Annotated in this window: 21 protein-coding genes; 6 read left to right on the top strand and 15 right to left on the bottom strand. The window is 47.8% G+C overall.

The features are described 5' to 3' along the window. Positions 1 to 62: 62 nt before the first annotated feature. A complete protein-coding gene (envZ, locus tag ViNHUV68_RS00405; protein WP_391088798.1) occupies positions 63 to 1,370 on the top strand; it encodes a two-component system sensor histidine kinase EnvZ in 1,308 nt (435 codons plus the stop codon). 117 nt (positions 1,371 to 1,487) lie between these two features. Here the strand turns inward: envZ and ViNHUV68_RS00400 are convergent, their stop codons facing one another. The 12 genes from ViNHUV68_RS00400 to gspC are packed head-to-tail and all read right to left on the bottom strand — an operon-like array spanning position 1,488 to position 12,703. Further along, on the bottom strand, positions 1,488 to 2,252 hold the full coding sequence (locus tag ViNHUV68_RS00400) for a type II secretion system protein N (protein ID WP_038175467.1): 765 nt from the start codon (positions 2,250 to 2,252) through the stop codon (positions 1,488 to 1,490). A 4-nt stretch (positions 2,253 to 2,256) separates the two neighbouring features. After that, positions 2,257 to 2,748: a type II secretion system protein M gene (locus ViNHUV68_RS00395; RefSeq protein ID WP_038175435.1), complete on the bottom strand. Its 492-nt coding sequence runs from the start codon at positions 2,746 to 2,748 to the stop codon at positions 2,257 to 2,259. 10 nt (positions 2,749 to 2,758) lie between these two features. Further along, the gene (gene gspL, locus ViNHUV68_RS00390) at positions 2,759 to 3,970 is read right to left on the bottom strand and encodes a type II secretion system protein GspL (protein WP_391088795.1); all 1,212 of its coding nucleotides are present in this window, start codon (positions 3,968 to 3,970) and stop codon (positions 2,759 to 2,761) included. Beyond that, positions 3,939 to 4,955 carry a type II secretion system minor pseudopilin GspK gene (gene gspK / locus ViNHUV68_RS00385; RefSeq protein ID WP_391088793.1) on the bottom strand — a complete coding sequence of 339 codons (1,017 nt, stop codon included), beginning with the start codon at positions 4,953 to 4,955 and terminating at the stop codon, positions 3,939 to 3,941. Before gspK ends, gspL begins: the two co-directional genes overlap by 32 nt. Next, entirely contained in the window at positions 4,942 to 5,607 is a 666-nt protein-coding gene (gspJ, locus tag ViNHUV68_RS00380; protein ID WP_391088791.1) for a type II secretion system minor pseudopilin GspJ, read from the bottom strand. The genes gspK and gspJ overlap by 14 nt, the downstream gene beginning before the upstream one ends. Beyond that, positions 5,594 to 5,950, bottom strand: coding sequence for a type II secretion system minor pseudopilin GspI (gene gspI / locus ViNHUV68_RS00375; protein ID WP_391088789.1), 357 nt, complete (start codon positions 5,948 to 5,950; stop codon positions 5,594 to 5,596). Before gspI ends, gspJ begins: the two co-directional genes overlap by 14 nt. After that, positions 5,937 to 6,521: a type II secretion system minor pseudopilin GspH gene (gene gspH, locus ViNHUV68_RS00370; protein WP_391088787.1), complete on the bottom strand. Its 585-nt coding sequence runs from the start codon at positions 6,519 to 6,521 to the stop codon at positions 5,937 to 5,939. The genes gspI and gspH overlap by 14 nt, the downstream gene beginning before the upstream one ends. A 14-nt stretch (positions 6,522 to 6,535) precedes the next feature. Continuing rightward, positions 6,536 to 6,979, bottom strand: a complete 444-nt coding sequence (gspG, locus tag ViNHUV68_RS00365; RefSeq protein ID WP_038175439.1) for a type II secretion system major pseudopilin GspG — start codon at positions 6,977 to 6,979, stop codon at positions 6,536 to 6,538. Between the two features lie 59 nt (positions 6,980 to 7,038). Then, a complete protein-coding gene (gene gspF, locus ViNHUV68_RS00360; RefSeq protein WP_391088785.1) occupies positions 7,039 to 8,256 on the bottom strand; it encodes a type II secretion system inner membrane protein GspF in 1,218 nt (405 codons plus the stop codon). Further along, complete coding sequence (gspE, locus tag ViNHUV68_RS00355; protein WP_038175441.1) at positions 8,256 to 9,746, bottom strand: type II secretion system ATPase GspE; 1,491 nt, start codon at positions 9,744 to 9,746, stop codon at positions 8,256 to 8,258. Before gspE ends, gspF begins: the two co-directional genes overlap by 1 nt. Beyond that, positions 9,746 to 11,773, bottom strand: a complete 2,028-nt coding sequence (gene gspD, locus ViNHUV68_RS00350; RefSeq protein WP_391088783.1) for a type II secretion system secretin GspD — start codon at positions 11,771 to 11,773, stop codon at positions 9,746 to 9,748. Before gspD ends, gspE begins: the two co-directional genes overlap by 1 nt. A gap of 42 nt (positions 11,774 to 11,815) precedes the next feature. Next, positions 11,816 to 12,703 (bottom strand): type II secretion system protein GspC, encoded by an 888-nt coding sequence (gspC, locus tag ViNHUV68_RS00345; RefSeq protein WP_391088782.1) that lies wholly within the window; start codon positions 12,701 to 12,703, stop codon positions 11,816 to 11,818. A gap of 249 nt (positions 12,704 to 12,952) precedes the next feature. On the opposite strand from gspC, the gene hslR reads away from it, so the two are divergent. The 4 genes from hslR (at position 12,953) to ViNHUV68_RS00325 (ending at position 18,230) form a co-directional block, all read left to right on the top strand. Continuing rightward, positions 12,953 to 13,339 carry a ribosome-associated heat shock protein Hsp15 gene (gene hslR / locus ViNHUV68_RS00340; protein WP_391088780.1) on the top strand — a complete coding sequence of 129 codons (387 nt, stop codon included), beginning with the start codon at positions 12,953 to 12,955 and terminating at the stop codon, positions 13,337 to 13,339. A 28-nt stretch (positions 13,340 to 13,367) separates the two neighbouring features. After that, positions 13,368 to 14,243 (top strand): Hsp33 family molecular chaperone HslO, encoded by an 876-nt coding sequence (gene hslO / locus ViNHUV68_RS00335; protein ID WP_391088778.1) that lies wholly within the window; start codon positions 13,368 to 13,370, stop codon positions 14,241 to 14,243. 337 nt (positions 14,244 to 14,580) lie between these two features. Continuing rightward, complete coding sequence (pckA, locus tag ViNHUV68_RS00330; protein WP_038175447.1) at positions 14,581 to 16,209, top strand: phosphoenolpyruvate carboxykinase (ATP); 1,629 nt, start codon at positions 14,581 to 14,583, stop codon at positions 16,207 to 16,209. A gap of 113 nt (positions 16,210 to 16,322) precedes the next feature. Continuing rightward, complete coding sequence (locus ViNHUV68_RS00325; protein WP_391088775.1) at positions 16,323 to 18,230, top strand: AsmA family protein; 1,908 nt, start codon at positions 16,323 to 16,325, stop codon at positions 18,228 to 18,230. Here the strand turns inward: ViNHUV68_RS00325 and ViNHUV68_RS00320 are convergent. From ViNHUV68_RS00320 to ViNHUV68_RS00310, 3 genes are read right to left on the bottom strand one after another with little or no spacing between them, the layout of a single operon-like run. Beyond that, positions 18,227 to 19,156 carry a bifunctional GNAT family N-acetyltransferase/hotdog fold thioesterase gene (locus ViNHUV68_RS00320; RefSeq protein WP_038175450.1) on the bottom strand — a complete coding sequence of 310 codons (930 nt, stop codon included), beginning with the start codon at positions 19,154 to 19,156 and terminating at the stop codon, positions 18,227 to 18,229. The two genes, ViNHUV68_RS00325 and ViNHUV68_RS00320, sit on opposite strands and share 4 nt — an antisense overlap. A gap of 56 nt (positions 19,157 to 19,212) precedes the next feature. Continuing rightward, entirely contained in the window at positions 19,213 to 19,647 is a 435-nt protein-coding gene (dtd, locus tag ViNHUV68_RS00315; protein WP_391088773.1) for a D-aminoacyl-tRNA deacylase, read from the bottom strand. After that, the gene (locus ViNHUV68_RS00310; protein WP_391088772.1) at positions 19,619 to 20,563 is read right to left on the bottom strand and encodes a virulence factor BrkB family protein; all 945 of its coding nucleotides are present in this window, start codon (positions 20,561 to 20,563) and stop codon (positions 19,619 to 19,621) included. The genes dtd and ViNHUV68_RS00310 overlap by 29 nt, the downstream gene beginning before the upstream one ends. A 35-nt stretch (positions 20,564 to 20,598) precedes the next feature. On the opposite strand from ViNHUV68_RS00310, the gene ViNHUV68_RS00305 reads away from it, so the two are divergent. After that, entirely contained in the window at positions 20,599 to 21,240 is a 642-nt protein-coding gene (locus ViNHUV68_RS00305) for a DUF2959 family protein (protein ID WP_391088770.1), read from the top strand. Positions 21,241 to 21,254 lie beyond the last annotated feature (14 nt).

Genomic DNA, 21,254 nt, shown 5'->3' with positions numbered 1-21,254 from the left:
CCCAGTGCGAGCCTACAGCTCGCACTGTTGGTTTTTATCCGTCCTTTTTTAAGGTAGGTGTTATGCGTATTCGCAGCTCATTTACTCAATCAATTTTTATCTTTCTCACACTCCTGATCGCCAGCCAGGTCTACTCTTACTATGCGGTCTTTAACTACGCTTTAATGCCCAGTTTGCAGCAGTTCAACAAGATTCTAGGCCACGAAATCAACTTGATGCTTGATGACTCCGCCAGCCTCGGCGATCAACTTGACATGGACGCTCCATTACGCCAGCGGGTACTCGAACAACTTGGGGTGACTATTCATGCTCAAGACAGCGCCATTGCAGATGAATATCATCATGCCGTGACGATCGATCTAATGAGTGAAGAGATGACCAACGAGCTAGGCTCGCCCACCGATGTACGCATGATGTTGGGTGAACAGAGCTACATTTTGTGGATGAAAATCGACTCTTTGCCGGGCTCTTTGTTACGAATTCCACTGTCTGAGTTGCAAGAAGAGGACTTTACGCCACTGTTTCGTAATAGTCTCATCATGGCGATGTTGATTGTCGCGGGTGGTTGGTTGTTTATTCGCTTGCAAAATCGCCCCTTGATGGCTCTAGAAAAAGCAGCAAAAGGTGTTGGCCGCGGAGAGATCCCCGCGCCGCTGCCAGAAAAAGGCGCCTCTGAGATCCGCTCAGTCACCCGAGCCTTCAACCAGATGTCTAAGGGCATACAAGCCCTAGAAGAAGACCGGGCACTGCTGATGGCAGGTATCAGTCACGATCTACGCACGCCACTGACGCGGATTCGCTTAGCGACCGAAATGATGTCACCGGAAGAGAGTTATCTCGCCGAAAGTATTATTAGCGATACCGAAGAATGTAACGAGATCATCAGTCAGTTTATGGACTACCTCAAGCCAGTCAACCGCCAGTCATTTGTACACGTTGACCTGAACGAGATTGCCAATGAGGTTGCTTCATCCGAGGGTGGCTATGAAGTTCAGATTGAAACCAAACTCCACCAGCAACTTAAAGACACACTGGGCAGTCCGATTGCGATCAAACGTGCGGTAAGCAATTTAGTGGTGAACGCGATTCGCTACGGCAACGGTTGGATACGAGTAAGCACCGGCATGACGGCAGACAACAAATTAGTTTGGGTGTGTGTTGAAGACAATGGACCAGGTATAGAGCAGAGCCAGATAAGCAAATTGTTTGAACCTTTCACGCGCGGAGACACTGCGCGAGGCAGTGAAGGCACCGGATTGGGCCTAGCGATAGTCAAACGTATTCTTAGTCAACACAATGGTTCAGTGATTGTGAACAACCGCAGTGGCGGCGGGCTAAAAGTACAAATCAGTTTCCCTGCGAGCAAATAGTTTTCATGCAAAAAATGGGGTCCCTACAACACCGATTCCTACAGCAAGCATTCCTGCCCAATAATAAAATCAGGGCCGCATCATGCGGCCCTGAGTGAACAAACTTAAGCGGGAAAACTAAAGACGCCCTTGATAGCGAAACTGATATTTACCCTCAGCGTCGGCTTGCTCGGGCAACCATTTAAGTTGCTGTTGCAAACTGTCTGGGAACTCAGCCAATGGCTTGAACCACGCCGACGTTGAATAGCTGCTGTCTGGATTCAGACTGGCAACAAAACCACTCTCGACGGCATCACTGCGCTGCTCACCTTGGGCATCAATTTGGTTTTGCTGACAGGTAAAGTTGGCTACCACAGGACCAAGGGCAATCTCTGCCATTGGCACCACCACCTTGTCAGTATTCCAGACTAGGCTCCCCTCAGCACTGTCACAATAAGGCTCACCATAGCGATAGTCACGCACACTCAACTCGACTTGCCCTGTTAATTCAACGGGCACAGGCAGAGTCGGTGCAAACTGCATCACCTGCTCGACGGGCAATGACGCGATAAAGTTTTGCGCGTAGGCGCCCTGAATAGAGACACCGACCACACCTCGCCCAAGCACGCCGAGATCACTATCGCGACCAAAACGAACTTGCGCTTCTAATTTACCAGTCAGTAACTTAATCACATTCAGCTGCCAGTTCAGTGAGCCGTAATTGCGCTTTTGCCAGTTCACTTGATGCACCGAGCCTTGCCATAGCGTACCTTGAGCGCCAGTTAACGTCAGTGGCGCGGGCAGAGGCGCATACATAACAATAAACTGCGCGGGTAAATGAACCATGGCACTAACCACTAACACACCTACTAGCAGCAGTGTCGACAACAGGATTTTTCTCACCACACTACCCTCGACTCAATTGCAGACGGTTGATTTCAACCATGCCATCACGTTCGGCTTTGTCGATATCGAGGAAAACCACACCAATTCCGTGCGTCTCCTGCAAAAAAGACAGCCAGCTAATAAACTGATTAAACGGCATCGGCGAGATCCACACTTGGAACTCTTCACCGCGCGGCTGAACCCGAATCAACTCAACGTTAAATTGACCCACACTTGAGGAAATCGCCTGATTGATCGGCAGGCTTGAGACACTCTTGCCGCCTTGGCCGCGAAATTGGTTGATGTCATCCGCTTTCTCTTTAACCCAGGAGAGCAACTGCTTTTCGCTTTGGATGCGCATTTGCGCATTGGCGGCGCGTTCACTGACAGGTTGAACAATCCCCCAATATAAGCCACCGAGCACCAACACGAGTACACACACCACCACGGAGCGCTGTTCACGAACCGAAATGCTCATCCACCAATTCTGTAAGGAACTTATTACTTGCTTCATCTTCGTTGCCTCACAATGGTTTTAAAACAAACGAACCGATCACCGCCTCGCCTGAGCGATTAAGTTGACCTTGCTCGACAGTAAATTGTTCAGATAACAACTGCGCCGCGCGCTCAAAGGTTTGAAAATCTTTGCTTTGCGCTTGTATTCGAATTTCGCCACGCCCACTGTCATATTTAAAACTAGTGAGATTTAGTGCCGGCACTTTGGCAAGCTGTGACGTCATCTCAATCATCGACTCAAGTAGTGCACTTTGCGCGCCACCCTCGGATAGACGTGACGCTTCGCGTTCCATTTCGCGCTTCAAATAGCTCACGGTAGGAATTTTTACTTTGCCCGGCAATGATTGACGGAAAATGCGTTCGCTCTCAGTGCGATAGGCATTCGCCTGCGCTTCATACGTTTGGATTTTCAGTACGTTATTCACCACCACCACAGCCAGTAACAACACCGCCGCCACTGCCACTTTTTGCCACACTTTCCAGTAGCGACTTAACGATGACTTCGGTTTAAATTGCCCCGTCAGCAGATTGAGTTTACTCGTCACCGCTTGCTCAGCCAGTAACTCCATCACCAGCACAGGTTCGGCCAACTGCCACTGTTGCAGTTGGTCTGACGGCAAAGAGGGTAAAGCAGAGTAGGCGGTGACTGGTAAAGGCTCATCATCTTGCTTAACCCAATCTGACTCAGTAACCAGTGCCAACCAATCCGCGGTGATGCTCATACCTAGATAAGGCGATTTCTTTAACAACCAGTTGCCATCTAACTCAACCGCAGCAATACCCTCGACATTAGGCAACGCCAACACATCCGGCATCACTTTGTAGATCTGGCAGCCAATATCCCTTAAGCGCATTAACACGCTTTCAAACCATTCACTATCAACCGCACAAACCTGTGCACGGCCTTGTGCTTGGTGAAAAATGGTAAAATGGAGCTGATCCACATCCTGAGCCAGTTCATCTTCTAGCACATAAGGTAGCATGGTTTCGAGCTGACGATTGGCGCCTGACGGAATCGCGACATCTGCCAACACTAAGCTGTCCGCAGCTAATAGCAACAACGTGCGGCGCTGCTCAGCATACGTCGCTAATTGCACTAACTCATGCTGACTGGTTAACTCACCACTGGCGATCACTGCCTTTTGCACTTGTGACCAAACTAGCCATTGCACCGCTTGATCTAAGTTGTTACTCAGTCGAACGATCAGAAACTCGTTCACCGATACCTCCGAAGCGGCGGCGAATCACCGTCGCAGTTTCTTTATTGTTACTGTAAAGCAAACTACGGAGTCGAATACGTGATTCGCCCACCAACAGTTGTGCATCAAGTTCAAAGTAGCTGCTTGTCACCGACAAGTAGCCTTTAATATTATCGCGAGCATCAGGTGGAACCGAACTCAGCGCACTTTCATTTAAAAAATCATCAATCGACGCCCAACCATCAAAAGGGCGATCCTTAAGTAATTGCTTAGCCGCATCAACGCCTAGCGTGGGATAAAAAAGAGCCGCGAGCAAAGCGCCATGTTCAACATCAATCGTATTGACGTTGAGGCGCAGATCCGACATCGGTAGCGCGCAGATCATCGGCGCGACTTTCTCCATCACCTCTCCAGAGACTTGCTGCACCGCTCTGAGCTCTGAGCTATCAGCAAGTAGCACATTGGCACTCAGATAAGCTGGCGACATTGACTCATACAAGCTGTCTTCCGCACCGGCGGCTGAGTCGACGTTAGTATTGCTATCCACATATTCCCACAGCGATTGAGCAATGGTCTCAGCTTGGTAGTTTTCAACCTCTAACTCTTCGAGTAAGTGCTGAAAAGTATCAACCAAATAAGGCGTTGTTCCAGAGCCAGCTTGCACGCTTTGCCCAGCGAGCGCATTGAGGTTAAAGCATGCCTGTTTGTCGACTAAACGCCCAGTTAACGTGCCGTAGTCAAGCGGATACGTTTGCTCCTCTAATGCCCACGGCTGAGACAAGTTAATCGTATCTGAGTCTTGAAAGCTCTGCTCAAGGCCGAATTTAACCAAAGCTTCAGCGCCAATACTGTACCAATACGCTTGTTGGTAATTGATCTGATTGGTTGCACGGCGAAACTGGCCAAATAAGCGGTCAGTCATGCTCGCGGCGATACTGACCATCACCGTCAACAACAACAGCACAACAATCAGTGCGACACCACGTTGCTTTTTAGCTGGCATCATTGCGCTCCTCAGTGGCATCAATACTACCGCCCCCCGTAAGGTAGAGACGTTCAATCTCACCATAATCGCTCAGCGTCATCTTGACCGCGACCGCTTGAGGTAGCGCCAGCTTGGTCTGCCACTCATTTTTCCACTCCTTGCCATCAAAAAAGCGCAGTTCAAACGACTCAACGTCGTCAAGCAGTGGCATGACAATACCCTCTTGCCCCGCGGGCGTATCGGCATAGCGCCAAAACAGACGTTCTAACGTGTTATCTTTAATCCGATAACCGACCTTGCTCACCTCACCACGCGGAAACTGCTGCTGAGGATTGTGCCAACCCAAGCGAACAAACATCACGCCTTTAGCATCGGAGTCGAGCAAATAGTCTTTCCACTCGAGCAGTAAAGGGGCAGGCTCTTCACCATTGGTGCGCGATTGGCGCAGCGCCATCTGGCGAAAGTCACTATCCATAAACACCAAAGTTCTCTGCAAAGACTTAAGGCGAGCACTACGTTCAAGGGAAATTTCGTTGCTACGCTGAACCTGGTTCAATACTTGGTAGGCACCAACACTCAAACTGGCAAAAATCGCAATCGATAACAGCACTTCGATTAAGGTGAAACCCTGCTGACGAGCCGACCTGTTTCGCCGCACTTTACTTGGTGACATAATTTCTAACCGTGACCACAGGTGATCCCTTAGCAGTGGTTGCAACGCTAACGTCAAACGCTTGCAACATATCACCAGCAGTATTGACAGGTTCAACGTTCCAAAACCACTCACGACTCGCCAACTGTTCTTGCCCTTTTTGTTTACTCGGTTTTTGCCCAGTTAACATGACTTTGGCCATCTGATTGTCTGCTACCATCGCCGCAAAAGTTTTCTCTTCAAGATAGTTAAGTGTATTAAGGTGCTGGCTGACCGTACGAATCGTTGCAATTGCCGCAGTAGCAAATATGGCTAACGCAACTAATACTTCGAGCAGCGTAAAACCGTTGTTAGTTCGCCTCATCGCTTTCTCCCGGTGCCAGTAACACTATCTGACTATTCTCTTTGGCGACAATTCGCCAACTATCTTGTTCGCTATCGCCTTGTAGAGGGTAAATCGCAAGCGAAAATGGCGTTAGTTCACCACTCGACATGATCAGGATCTGCGGCGGGGGCAAACGCTTATCGGCTTCCTCATCAGCAAACATCTGTTCATCAAACAAACTGCCCGGTTTAAACAATCGCTGTTTGTCATTCCACACATCGCCACCGAGATCGAGCTGCAACGCTAAGTTATCAGGCAGTTCAGACTGGGCGCTAATTTTTGTGTCTTGTAGCGCTTGCCACCCCTGTGCTTGCAAAGTCATATAGCGTAACTGCGATGTTTTATCGTTGACGTGCAAGCCAAAATCTTTACCACTTAAAATTGCTTCTTCATTAAGTAATTGAAGACGATGGTAAAGCGATTGCGCTTGCTGCTTCGCGCCATCCTCGGCATCCTGTGGCAAAGTAGAGATAACCGCCACCGCTGCCAAAGACATCACGACCAACACCAACAGTATCTCTAGTAGGGTAAACCCTGAGTGATGACGCATTGTTTGCTACTCAATTATTGGAAATCTTGAATATTCCAGTTACCGATATCGGTATTCGCACCTTCTCCACCTTCTTGAGCGTCAGCGCCAAGAGTGAAGATATCAACGTTACCGTTATCGCCAGGACTCAAGAACTGATAGTCGTTACCCCATGGGTCAGTCGGTAGACGTTTGATGTAACCACCGCTACGGTAGTTGCGTGGCTCAGGGCTTGATGGTTTAGTCACCAATGCCTCAAGGCCCTGATCCGTTGATGGATAAACGCTGTTATCGAGCTTGTACATGTCGAGCGCATTTTCTAGCGCCACAATATCAGCAATCGCTTTTTGTTGGTCGGCTTTCTCTTTATTGCCCAGAAGGTTAGGTACAACCACACTGGCCAAAATACCTAAGATAACCACAACAACCATCACTTCTAACAGTGTAAAGCCTTGCTGCTTACTGCGTTTAAATTTCATTGTTCTCTCCGAAAGTTTACTTCAATCTATATTTTCAATAGATACATCTTAATCAGCTCTTATCCGCTCATTAAATTATTCATTTCCAACATCGGCATCAATATCGCCATAACGATAAACAGTACCAGGCTGGCCATTAGTGCGATCAGCATTGGGGTAAAAATACCTAGCGCAATATTGACCGTCGATTCAAAGTTTTGTTCTTGGTTATCGGCTGAGCGCGTCAACATACTCTCCAGTTCGCCACTTTGCTCACCACTGGCAATCATGTGCAACATCATCGGAGGGAATAACCGGGTCTGAGCCAGTGCTTTGCGCAAACTGGTGCCCTCTCGGACATTATCTGCGGCCAACAAAACTTGCTGCTTGACGTAACGGTTCGACATTACATCGACCGCAACACGCATCCCTTCCAAAATCGGAATCGCACTGGAAGTACAAATCGACAAAGTGCGTGCAAATCGAGCCGTATTCAAACCGCGAGAGATTTTACCCAGCAACGGCACATTCAGTATTTTCCGATCCCAAGCAAGCCTAAAATTCGGCTTTTTCAGCGCCAGTTTAAGGCAATAAAACAGCACCACCACCACCACTACAATGACCATGCCCCACTCTTGCACAAAGTCGCTGGCGGACAGCAACATTTTTGTCGACGTCGGTAGCTCTTGACCCATCTGAAGAATGGGTTCGATAATCTTAGGCACCACGGAAGAGAGCAGCAGAGCCACCACACCCACAGCAAAAACCACCAATACGACAGGGTAGATCATCGCTTGCAGTAGCTTAGCGTGCATTTTCTGCCTATTTTCCACATAATCAGCCAGACGCGCTAACACGGTATCTAGGTGACCCGATTTTTCGCCCGCGGCGACCATAGAACAGTAAAGTTCATCAAAAATATGCGGATACTGCCCCAAACTTTCGACCAGTGGATAACCTTCTGTCACTTTGGATCGCACCGTTGCCATCATTGAGCGAATTCGCGGTTTTTCTGCCTGCTCAGAGACAGCTTTTAAACACTCTTCAAGCGGCATACCTGATTGAACTAAGGTCGAAAGTTGGCGAGTGATCAAAGCGAGCTCGACCGTTTTAATACCACGCTTAAAACCGACAGAAGCAGAAGAATTGGCCGTTTTTACTTTACCCTCCATCACCTCAATCGGAATCAAGCCTTGCTCTTTAAGACGAGCACGTACCTGACGCGCGTTATCGCCCTCAATCACCCCTTTTTTGGTTTTGCCTTTGGCATCTAACGCCCGATATTCAAATGCCGCCATTATGCTTCCTTGGTCACTCGCATCACTTCTTCGAGTGAGGTAATTCCCGCTAACACTTTATCTAGCCCATCTTGGCGAATGCTCGGAGTTTTCTCGCGAATACTTTTCTCAATCGCCTGTTCGCCCGCTTCACTGTGAATCAAGGTTTGCACCGCATCATCGACCAGTAACAGTTCATGAATACCCGTCCGGCCGCGATAGCCTTTAAAATTACACTTTTCACAGCCACACGGACGATAAAGCGTCAGTTCTTGCTGGTTAGTCACATCAAACAGTCTTTTAGTTTCATCATCAGCTTGATACGGCGTTTTACAATCAGAGCATAAGGTTCTAACCAAGCGCTGAGCCAGCACACCCAATAACGACGATGAAATCAAGAAAGGTTCGATGCCCATATCACGCAAACGCGTAATCGCACCCACTGCGGTGTTAGTGTGCAGAGTCGACATCACTAAGTGTCCGGTCAATGAGGCTTGTACGGCAATTTGTGCGGTTTCTAGATCACGAATCTCACCCACCATCACCACATCTGGATCTTGACGCAAAATGGCACGCAAACCTCGAGCAAAGGTCATCTCGACTTTGGGGTTGACTTGCGTCTGACCAATGCCATCGATATCAAATTCAATCGGGTCTTCAACCGTAAGAATGTTACGCTCATTACTGTTGATTTCCGTTAAACCAGCATAGAGCGTGGTCGACTTACCGGACCCCGTAGGACCCGTCACCAGAATAATACCGTGCGGGCGTTGAATGATGTTGCGAAAAGCGGCTTGGTTATTTGGCGTCATACCCAAACTGTGCAGATCCAAACGGGTCGCATTCTTGTCGAGTAAGCGCATCACCACTCGCTCACCATGAGAAGAAGGCATAGTCGACACACGCACATCAACCGCTCGGCCACCAATACGCAGCGAAATACGACCGTCTTGAGGGACGCGTTTTTCGGCAATATCTAATTTGGCCATGACCTTAACCCGCGAGACTAGCAAGGGGGCCAATTTACGACTTGGTGCGAGGACATCACGCAGCACGCCATCGACCCGGAAGCGAATAGAGAGGCTTTTTTCAAAGGTCTCAATGTGAATATCTGACGCTCCCTCCTTGATCGCTTCACCGAGCATGGCATTAATCAGTTTAATGATTGGCGCATCGTCCTCTGACTCGAGCAAGTCTTCGTCTTGTGGTAACTCTTCGGCTAATGAGAAAAAGTCATCACTGTCAGCACCAATGTCTTCCATCAACTGACGCGCCTCAGATGAGTCACGTTGGTAGGCTTGAGTTAGCTTACGCTCAAAAGCCTCGGTATTCATAGCTTGCAAGCGAAACGGCTGCGCACACACCCGTTTGACTTCTAGCAGCGCTTGCATCGACATCGGCTCAATATAGTAGAGCACCAGATCGCCATCAATTTGCTCTAATACCAACTTAAAGCGGTTGGCAAAACTAAACGGCAGGCGCTTCACATTCGGTATTACCGCTAAATCCATTACTGTGTTTCCATCTGATCAAGAAACGCTTGTATTTCAGCGGAGTGACTAATGTCATCGCCAAACTCAGGCAACACAGGAATATTAGAGTCATCCATCAACTTAAGGCCTTTATCCGCTTTATATAATTGTTCGGCACGGATAAAGTTGTACTTGCGCTGAGTAATACCATCCGCCGTCATGCCATCACGAATAATGGTTGGTTTGATGAATACCATCAGGTTTTTCTTTTCAACTTGAGTGCTGGTCGATTTAAACAGGTGCCCAAGATAAGGGATATCACCCAAAAGCGGCACTTTTGATTCACTCTCAAGCGCGCGTTCATCAATCAAACCACCAAGGACTATCATCTGACCATCTTCAACCATCACTGATGTATTAAGCTGACGTTTAGCAAAACGCACATCAACGGCGCCATTGGCCCCAAGGACATTCGAGACTTCTTGCTCGATGTTTAGCTGAACCGAGTTACCTTCATTGATTTGCGGCATCACTTTGAGCTTAATACCGACTTCTTTACGCTCGACGGTTTGGAATGGATTATCGTTATTCGAACTAGCACTTGACCCGGTTAATACCGGCACTTCCTCACCGACAATAAATGACGCTTCGCCATTATCCATCACGGTAATGCTCGGAGATGACAAAATGTTCGAGTTAGAGTCGGTCGATACCGCGCTAATTAACGCCGTCCAGTCGCCCATCACGACACTTAACGCCGCGCCATTGACCCCTGACAGTGCAGATGCAAGTGTGCTGTAGTCACCTTTTTCTGAGGTCGTTTCGTTACGTAAGAAATTATTATCAGAGTCGTAAACAGCTTTGGTTGTGGTGGTATCTTCGGCTTCTTCCAAACCGACCATCACTTGGCCAATTGGCGCGCCAGAGTTACCGTATTGAATCATAGAGCCGCTTTCTAGTGATCCCCACTGCACGCCGAGGTTGATACCATCACCTTCGGCCATTTCGACGATCAACGCTTCAATCAACACCTGAGCACGTCGAATATCCAATTGGGCAATCACATCTTGCAGCGCAATCATAATATCTGGCGGAGCAGCCAGGACCAAGGCGTTCGTTTCTGGATGAGCGGCGATCATGACGTCATTGCGCTGAGAGCTTGAAGAAGCTTTTGAGCCTGAGGACTTCTCGACTTGCAAGTTGTCAGACACCCCTTTAAGCACATCGACCAAGTCTTCTGCATTGGCGTACTTAAGGTAAACCACACGGTTATTACCTTTCGATGCCATTTCTACATCAAGCTGTTGGATCAAGCGACGTAGACGCTGACGTACTTGTGGATCGCCAGAAAGCAAAATTGAGTTAGTTCGATCATCGGCGACCAGTTGAGGCTGTAAAAAGGCCGGCGTGTTTTTAGCGTCATTGGTTTTATTTAACGCCTCAACAATACGCACCATTTCAGCGGCGGAGGCATTATTTAGCTCGACCACCTCAATTTCTTTATCGCCTGCTTGGTCTACTCGCTTAATGATGTCGGCTAAGCGATTAACCACGGCGGCGCGGCCGGTAATAAGGATAATATTAGCCGGGTCATAGTGAACCACGTTACCAGCACCGGCATTGTCATTGAGTTGACGTAGTAGAGGAGAAAGCTCACGCACCGACACGTTACGCACCGCGACCACACGAGTCACGACTTCATCGCCGTTGATGTTGCCATCGCCAACCACAGGAACCGCTGATGTTTTGGCGTCTTTGGACTTAATCACCTTTAACACGCCATTGTCCATTTCCACCACGGCGAAACCATAGACTTCGAGTACGTTGAGAAAGAAACTGTAGTATTGCTCTTCACTCAACATGTCATAGCTGCGTACATCGACTTTGCCACGTACCGAGGGGTCAACGATCACGGTCTTTTCTAAATTTCGGCCAACAATGTTAATAAACTCTTGAATGTCGGTGCCTTTAAAACTAGCACTGTATTCATTTGCCATCACCGTTATTGGTGAGGTCAGCAAGCTTGCCGTTAAAAGCCATGCGCTTTTCTTAAGCCAATGGTTCACTTCTTAACTCCTAGGATCCAACTGCCTTTTAAAACAGTTGTCTTATAATTCAATATATATTTCGTGTGGTTGACCATCACGCTCAACCGTCAATGTCAATTCCGTCAGCTCAGATAAGCTCTGGAAAATCTCCCCCATTACGTCGGGATTGGTCAAATCTAACCCGTTTATCGACACCGCAATATCTCCCGACACCAAACCCACCGATTCAAACAGCGCTTGGTCTTTTCCTGGTGTAAGGCGATAACCGACGACCGTTTCATCCTGCTTGATTTGCGACATACGCACATACTGGAAGATTTGTTTCGGGTCTTGACGAATTTCTTCTTGAATCTGCTCCAATGAATCCGTCGATACTTGACCGCGGGTTATTTGTTGGGTCACAGGCGCTGTTTGCGTTGGCGTACTGTACTTAAGTCCTTCTAGCATAATGGTTTCATTGCGCCCCGAGTTATCAATAATGACTCGATCCGCTTGCACTTGTATCAGTTTAGCTCTCGTGCCTTCTATCACTTCATTTAAGCCATAGGTCGCTTGTTGACCTCGGTTAGCAATCACCGCTAAGTTTTTACTCGCTTCAGTACTGGTGACTATGCCAACTAATACCACGTTAAGGCGGCTTTTTGGCGCATCTTGCACCTTGGGTTGCTTGATAACCGGAACCGAGTTCTGATATTGACCAAAAATATTGCTGTCAAGCAGTTGAGAAATATCAAGCCGCGATGACTGACCGCCAACTAACGTCACTTTTGCAGGCTGCCATGACGAAATTACTGGTTGACTCCACGGTTGCCAAATCATCTGACCTGCAATCCATGCACACATCGCCAATAAGAGCAGCATGACGGCATAGCTCACTCGCTGTTGAACTCCCACATCCTTGAACGCTTCACCAAACCGGTATAGTGCATTGACGCTACGTTGTTTCACTCACAGTCCTTATTGATTGATTTCTCTACAAGATCTTCGTTTTTCATCGTTAAAAGCTTGCTACTTTTGTCCGTATAAAATGGAAAGCAAAGATTGTAGCAAACCATGAAACAACCTATACATTAAACAGCTACACGTCACTTTAACAGAGCATAATTTTTATTATTTCGCTTGAAAAATGCCACACACGTCACCATTGTTACACCAACTAAGCACAATCAGCACCAATACCTTAGAGGGAAAATCATCATGGGCTCCCAAACTGAAGCAGTGAGACTCGACAAATGGCTGTGGGCCGCCCGTTTTTACAGAACCCGATCCATTGCTCGAAATATGGTCGATGGCGGAAAAGTTCATTATAATGGCCAACGCAGTAAACCGAGTAAGGTGGTCGAATTGGGTGCTCAGATCACTCTAAGACAAGGCAATGAAGAGAAAACTGTCGTAATTGAAAAGATCTCAGATCAGCGACGCGGGGCACCAGAAGCCCAAGCATTATACTCAGAAACAGCCGACAGCGTGAGTAAACGAGAAGAAAACGCGATACGCCGTAAACTTCATGCGCACAACCCAAGCCCAGAGCGTCGCCCTGACAAAAAACAGCGTCGCGATATCTTGAAATTTAAGCATCAATAAAGCTGGAAAATTAACGAGGACCCGCCACATGGCAAGCAATGTTTTGAACCGCTACTTATTTGAAGACCTTTCAGTTCGTGGTGAGTTGGTACAACTGGATCAAGCTTACCAACGTATGATTTCTAGCAAGGAATACCCAGCGCCGCTAAAAAAGCTGCTTGGTGAGCTATTAGTTTCAACCACACTTCTGACTGCAACACTTAAGTTTGAAGGTTCAATTACCATGCAACTGCAAGGTGATGGTCCGGTGTCATTGGTCGTAATTAACGGTGATAACGACCAGAAGGTACGCGGTGTTGCTCGTTACGAAGGCGATATCGCCGATGACGCGACCATTCATGACATGATGGGTAAAGGTTACTTGGTCATCACCATCGATCCGAAGAAAGGCGAACGCTACCAAGGTATCGTAGGCTTAGAAGGCGATAGCTTATCAGAAATTCTCGAAGGCTACTTCGCCAACTCTGAACAGCTTAAAACTCGCTTGTGGCTGCGTAGCGGTGAGCACGATGGTCAAGCACATGCGGCGGGGATGCTGATTCAGGTCATGCCTGATGGTACTGGGACGCCCGAAGATTTCGAGCATCTAGAGCAGTTGACCAATACAGTAAAAGATGAAGAACTTTTTGGTCTTGAAGCCACTGAGTTGCTTTACCGCCTTTATAACCAAGAGCAAGTTCGCCTATTTGATCCCCAACCCGTTGAGTTCCATTGTGGTTGTTCACGTGAGCGCAGTGGCGCTGCGATCATCACCATCGATCGCTCTGAGGTAGATGACATCTTAGCCGAGGTGGGTTCAATCTCTTTACATTGTGATTACTGCGGTACGGATTATTCGTTCAACAAAACCGAAGTCTTGCAACTGTTTGATGACGCTGATTCTGAACATAAAAAGCTGCATTAATTTTTACGGCACACCAAGCCCGTAATTTACCAATCAAAAGGCCCGCACATGCGGGCCTTTTTGTGACCAACCCCGCGATAAACCTCACTTTTCTCGTAATAAACTAACCTGTTAATTTTAATCGATTATTAATAACTTTGCTCTAGCGCAAAGCTTTGCGCGCACGATAAACTAACTGCACCAATATGTGATGTGTCGCTTAAACCCCTGTGAAAATTACGGATAAATTTTGAGCTATATCCCTGTTTTCTTCAAAGCCCATTGCTAGCATGGTGAGCAGATAAAATTAAAAAAATTATTACAAAATCCCTACAAAATATTCCTACAAGGAGCACCTATGACCGTTATGGAACATACAAAGGCTGCAACAATTGATCTTACCCAACATGGACTTCATGACGTAAAAGAGGTTCTACGCAACCCAAGCTACGAAGTGTTGTTCGAAGAAGAGACTCGCGCGGATCTCGAAGGCTATGAAAAAGGTGTCGTCACCGAGCTAGGCGCAGTCGCTGTTGATACTGGAATCTTTACCGGCCGCTCACCAAAAGATAAATACATTGTTAAAGATGCCACCACTGAAGAACACATGTGGTGGACTTCAGATACGGTAAAAAATGATAACAAACCGATCACTCAAGCCGTGTGGAACGATCTGAAAGAGTTGGTAACCAACCAACTTTCAGGCAAACGCGTGTTTGTTATCGATGGTTACTGTGGTGCGAACCCAGATACACGCTTGAGCATTCGTGTCATTACTGAGGTGGCATGGCAAGCGCACTTCGTTAAAAACATGTTTATCCGTCCAAGTGAAGAAGAGCTCGCGACATTCGAACCAGATTTCGTGGTGATGAACGGTGCGAAATGTACCAACCAGAAGTGGAAAGAGCATGGTCTGAACTCTGAAAACTTCACGGTGTTCAACCTCACTGAACGCACCCAACTGATCGGCGGTACTTGGTACGGCGGCGAGATGAAGAAAGGTATGTTCGCGATGATGAACTACTTCTTGCCACTTAAAGGCATCGCGTCTATGCACTGTAGTGCCAATATGGGCAAAGAGGGTGATGTGGCGGTTTTCTTCGGTCTCTCTGGCACTGGTAAAACCACACTATCCACTGACCCTAAACGCGCTCTTATCGGCGATGACGAGCACGGTTGGGACGATGATGGTGTGTTCAACTTTGAAGGTGGCTGTTACGCAAAAACCATCAAACTGTCGAAAGAAGCAGAACCAGACATCTACAACGCGATTCGTCGTGATGCGCTACTAGAGAACGTAACCGTACGTTCTGACGGCTCTATCGACTTCGACGATGGTTCGAAAACCGAGAATACCCGCGTTTCTTACCCAATCGAGCATATCGAAAATATCGTTAAGCCTGTGTCAAAAGGTGGCCACGCCAACAAGGTAATCTTCCTTTCTGCTGATGCCTTCGGCGTTTTACCTCCGGTTTCCAAACTTACGCCCGAGCAAACTAAGTACCACTTCTTGTCAGGCTTTACCGCTAAACTGGCAGGTACTGAACGTGGTATCACAGAGCCAACACCAACCTTCTCAGCATGTTTTGGTGCCGCTTTCCTAACACTTCACCCAACTAAGTACGCTGAAGTATTGGTGAAACGAATGGAGCAAGCGGGTGCTCAAGCTTACTTGGTTAATACTGGTTGGAATGGCAGCGGCAAACGTATCTCTATCCAAGATACGCGTGCGATCATTGATGCGATTCTTGATGGTTCTATCGAACACGCTGAAACCAAGCACATCCCTATTTTTAACTTGGAAGTTCCTGTTGCGCTTCACGATGTCGACCCATCGATTCTTGACCCTCGTGACACGTACGTTGATCCACTGCAGTGGGAAAGCAAAGCCAAAGATCTTGCGGGACGCTTTATCAACAACTTTGAAAAGTACACCGATAATGATGAAGGCAAAGCCTTGATCAGTGCAGGACCTCAGCTAGATTAGTGATATCTGCACCATTTGTTTAGCTAAGCCCCTCTTGTGAGGGGCTTTTTGTTGCTTGAAAGGCAAAAGTATTCCAAGCTAGTAACGTGGTTCGGTTCGTTCAGGGAGTGAAGGTGAAAAAAGCACTGTGGTGGCTGGTTATCTTGGTCGTGTCGGCCGTTGTTTTGTCGTTAGCTTCATTGTACGGCCTAATGCAAAGTCGTTATGCCACCCAAATCGTAACGACTGCGGTCAATCAATTGACGGCCTACACCATCACAACCACACAAGCTCACTACACTCCACCATTGCAGTTAACGTTAGCAAACGTCGAGCTGAGCGAAGGTGACCACAACCTGCAAATTCCTAAACTCACACTTTGGTTAAGCCAAATGCCCTGGCAACAGGGAAAACTCTCGTTCGATTCAATCCTAGTTGAGGGGGCAACTCTTGACCTAGAACAGCTCGGCAACCCGCTATTCAAATCAATTAAGCTCCATCAATTGGCATTGCAATACGTCGATATTAGTGCACCTAAATGGTCCGCCCGTGGCGTCAATGTGCAAATCGAGCAACCGCACTGGGTCAACGACACTCAGTCGATTCCTTTCGCTGACATTCAGCTGTCTGCCGATCAATTTTATATGCAAGGTGAAGCGCTCAACAACCTGCTGGTCGATATGCGCTATCAAGCGCAGCAAAGTACCTTATTTGGCGCCTCATTTAACTGGCGTGGCGGCGAATTTTCTGGCCAAGCGGAGCAATATAGCGAAGGATGGTCTTTGGTCAATGTCACTATCGACAAACTGATGCTCCCCCCGTCAACATCGCTGGAGAAGCTACTGACAACCTTAGGCAACCTATCGCTACCGATTCATCATATCAACAGTCTAGACATACTTAACGGCTCGTTTAGCTACCATCAGTGGCGCTTTGAGAACCTCAACGCTTCGTTAGAAAACATTTCACCCACTCAAGCAGTGTGGCAACAATCTTCAGGCTACGCGTCATTTGACGCTGACAGCATAGGCAATAAGCGCTTTGTGCTACTCTCGCCACGCGCCAAGCTCGGTCTTGCGCAGCGCACCCTGTCGATTGACGAATTCGATGCTGATTTCAAACAGGGCAGAGTTCAGCTGCAAGGAGCAGTCTCCGAACATAACATTGCGTTACAACAGCTCAAAATTGACGGCGTCAAGTGGCTAGAAGAGACCCAACCGTTACTCGCCGATATCCGCGCTCTTATGACGCCGATAAATAGCCTGACGATAGACGAACTCGACATTGCTAACAGCCAGATGATTCAAGTTGAGAGTAAACCTTTTTGGCAGGTGTCAGGTCTGGGTATTGAGGGCCGTGAACTGCGTTTAATTAAACAGGGAAGACTCGGGCTTTGGCAGGGGGATCTGATGATAAGTGTCAGTGCTGCCAACATCGACCGTTTAATCACCACTCAAGCTAAAATGAACGCCAGTGCCAACCAAGGCAAGTTAGTGATACAACGCGCATTCATTCCTCTTGAACAAGGCTATATCGAAGCCAGTGGTCAATTGGATAGAACACAACCTAGCGTGCCTTGGCAGCTGACTTTGCATGCCGACGGCCTACCGCTTAAGCACTATTTCAGCCAACAAGCGTTACCGTTTGAGCTGTCAGGACTGGCGGAACTCGACGCGCAGTTATCAGGACTTTCTGGTGACTACTCAATGTTAGCGCACAGTGTCTCTGGGCGCATGTCAGCGAGCTTACGTCAGGCTGAGATCATCGCCAATAGCGCCGATGGCGAACAGCAATTCCAGCAGGGTTTTGATATGGACAATATCCAACTTAACGCCGATCGAGGGAGAGTCACCATCACAGGTGGCAATAACCAAACTCAATTAGCGGGGCAGGTTGATCTGACCAAGCCCCAATATGCTAGTTTGTTGATGCAAAGTCAGCAGCGCTGCCTTGAACTTTGGTCAGATGTTATCAGTAAAACCAATGTGATTAACGTCACCTGCGGTGATACTAGCAAGGCAGTGCCGCAGAACGCCGATTAAGACTTAGCATCGCTGTCAATCACCGCTTTGTAATCTGGGATTAACATGTAGGTACCGATGAACTCGACCGCCGGTAAATCGCCGCTGTGTATGGTGACATGAATCACGATACGCGCTTTACGTCCCGCGGCTAAACGGTCTAAATCGCCACTAATGCCATCAAGAGAAGTCGACGCTACCGGGGTTGATGTCACTGGATGTCGATAACGAATTCGACTATCCGCTAAGACAATATCGCCAGTTAAATTGCGCTCTTTCATCAACAGCCAAGTCATGCCCCACCCCGTTAAGGTCGCCAATGTAAAAGCCGATCCGGCAAACAGAGTATTATGGGGATTGAGGTTGGGATTGAGTTGCGCACAGCACTCAAATTGATAACCTGTGTATTGGTTGATCTTAATGCCCATCTTGTCACTGATCGGGATTTGATTCTCCCAGCGCTCTTGTAGCTCGGTGCACCATTCAGGTTTACGCAATACGTTTGCCATCGGATCAAGCTGTTTGACCATTTGTTGGTGACGCATCGGCCCGCGTCCGTCGTCTAATTCACCACGACGCTCGAAACCGTTTTTCTCGTAAAATGAAATTGCATCTTCACGAGCATTACACACCAGACGTTTGGCGCCTTCTTGGCGCGCCAGAGACTCTAGAGCCACCAGCACCAAAGACCCCATCCCCTTGCTACGACGGTTGTTTTTTACCGCCATAAAACGGATCTGACCTTCACTATCAGAGGTAATATACAAGCGACCTATCGCGATTGGTCGCCCGCGGCCATCAACGATCATACGATGATGGCTCATCGGGTCATACTCATCACGCTCAGATCCAATCGGCATTTGCCAAGGCTCCCTCAGCATCTGCCAACGGAAGTGATAATATTTATTGAGTTGATTGTCTGTTTTCGGCGTGATCAGCTTAAACATAAAAGTCCTTTTTTAATTTTTGGCATGATACTTAACGTCAAATCCATTGCCTTTCATCATACCTGCAACCAGAAAGTCACCGGGCCATCATTGACCAACGACACATTCATATCAGCCGCGAAACGACCACGTTCGGTCGGTAACACCTGCGCGCACTGGTCTGCAAAATAGTCATATAACCGTTCAGCATCCGCCGGGTGTGCACCGCGAGAAAAGCCAGCGCGAGTACCTTTTTTGGTATCGGCCGGTAATGTAAACTGCGAAACCACCAGCACTTTGCCCTCGACCTGTTTTACGTTGAGGTTCATTTTATCTTGTTCATCGCCAAATACGCGATAAGTGGTCACGCGCTCCATTAAGCGTTTGGCTTTCGCCTCGTCATCGTCTTTTTCAACACCGAGTAGCACTAGTAAACCTTGCTCGATTTGTCCGACCACTTCACCCTCTACGTGGACGGCCGCTTCACTCACTCTCTGAATCAGTGCTATCACTGCGTTTTCCTTTTGCCAATAATCGATTAATGATTGAGGGTGAGTTTACCATTTCTGGCATCTCGCTCCAGCGCTCTCTTTCACCGAGCGTGGCGGTCACTTCCGCCCCTATCAACACAATAAGCCAGCATAAATAGACCCAAACAAACAAGATTGGAATCGCCGCTAAAGCGCCATAGATCAACTGGTAAGATGGAAATTGAGTGATGTAGACCGCAAAGCCTTTCTTGCTTGCTTCGAACAGCAGCGCCGCCACAATAGCACCTAATGCAGCATGAGAAAAACGCACCTTCTTATTTGGCACCAATAGATAGAGCCCGACAAAAGCAAAGAATGACAGCCAAAATGGCAACCAGCGTAACAGTTGATTATAGACACCTGAAATCGCTTCGTTATCGATAATGTTGAGTGAAGTGACATACGACGTTGCTGCAATGCTGGCACCGACTAGAATCGGCCCTAAAGTCAGCACCATCCAATACATCGAAAATGAGAACACCGCTCGGCGCTTTTTATCTACTCGCCAAATATAGTTGAGATTCTTGTCGATATTGGAGATCAGCATTAATGCTGCAACAAACAAAAAGCCGCCCCCGACCGCACTCATTTTGCCCGTATTACCGACAAATTCGAGCAGTGCCTTTTGAACCACATCGCCAGCCGCAGGGACAAAATGGGTAATGACAAAGTTTTGCAACGCGTCACCTGCGTTATCAAAGACTTCAAACGACGACAACACCGACAACAATACCGTCAGCATAGGAACAATGGACAACAAAGTAATGTAAGCCAGATAACCGGCATTAACATTCACTCTGTCATATTTCATTCGTGTGAAAAGATAACGGGTAAACAACACCACTTGCGTGATCAAGGGTTCGATTTTCAACTTGTAACTCCCTAACAACTCAGTCATCCTAACAATCTAATTCTAAAGGAAAGGATCCCATCATGCCGCACTTACTGGCTATTGTATTGTCGATTTTCACCTTAACGGGGTGCCAGTCTGCCTATTACTCTGCAATGGAACAAGTAGGCTATCACAAACGTGACATCATGGTGGATCGCGTTGAAGACGCCAAACAGTCACAACAGGACGCGCAACAAGAGTTTTCCAGTGCACTTGAGGCGCTGTCAGCTTTGACCAACTTTGACGGTGGTGAACTGGAAACCGTTTACAACCAGATCAATGAAAAATACCAAGACAGCGAGAACGCAGCGCAAGATGTACGAGACCGAATTGCAGCCATTGAAGATGTCTCTGGCGCGCTGTTCACTGAGTGGCAAGACGAACTTGAACTCTACACCAGCAGCAAACTGCGCCGCTCTAGTGAACAGAAACTGCGCGAAACCAAAACGTCTTACACGACCATGCTCAATGCCATGAAGCGCGCGGAAAACAAAATGACGCCAGTATTGAACACGCTGCGCGATAATACCCTATATTTGAAGCATAACCTTAATGCCAGCGCGATAGGCTCACTGCAGGGCGAATTTTCAAGCCTAGAACAAGACATTCAGTATGCAATTAAACAAATGAACGCAGCCATTGCAGAGTCCGATAAATTTTTGCAAAAACTGAGTCAAAAATAAGGCATTAAAAAAGG

This window comes from Vibrio sp. NH-UV-68 (assembly GCF_042940635.1).
Lineage (GTDB): Bacteria > Pseudomonadota > Gammaproteobacteria > Enterobacterales > Vibrionaceae > Vibrio > Vibrio pacinii.
The sequence above is the reverse complement of the archived record's forward strand: the minus strand, read 5'-3'. Positions and strand labels throughout refer to the sequence as shown.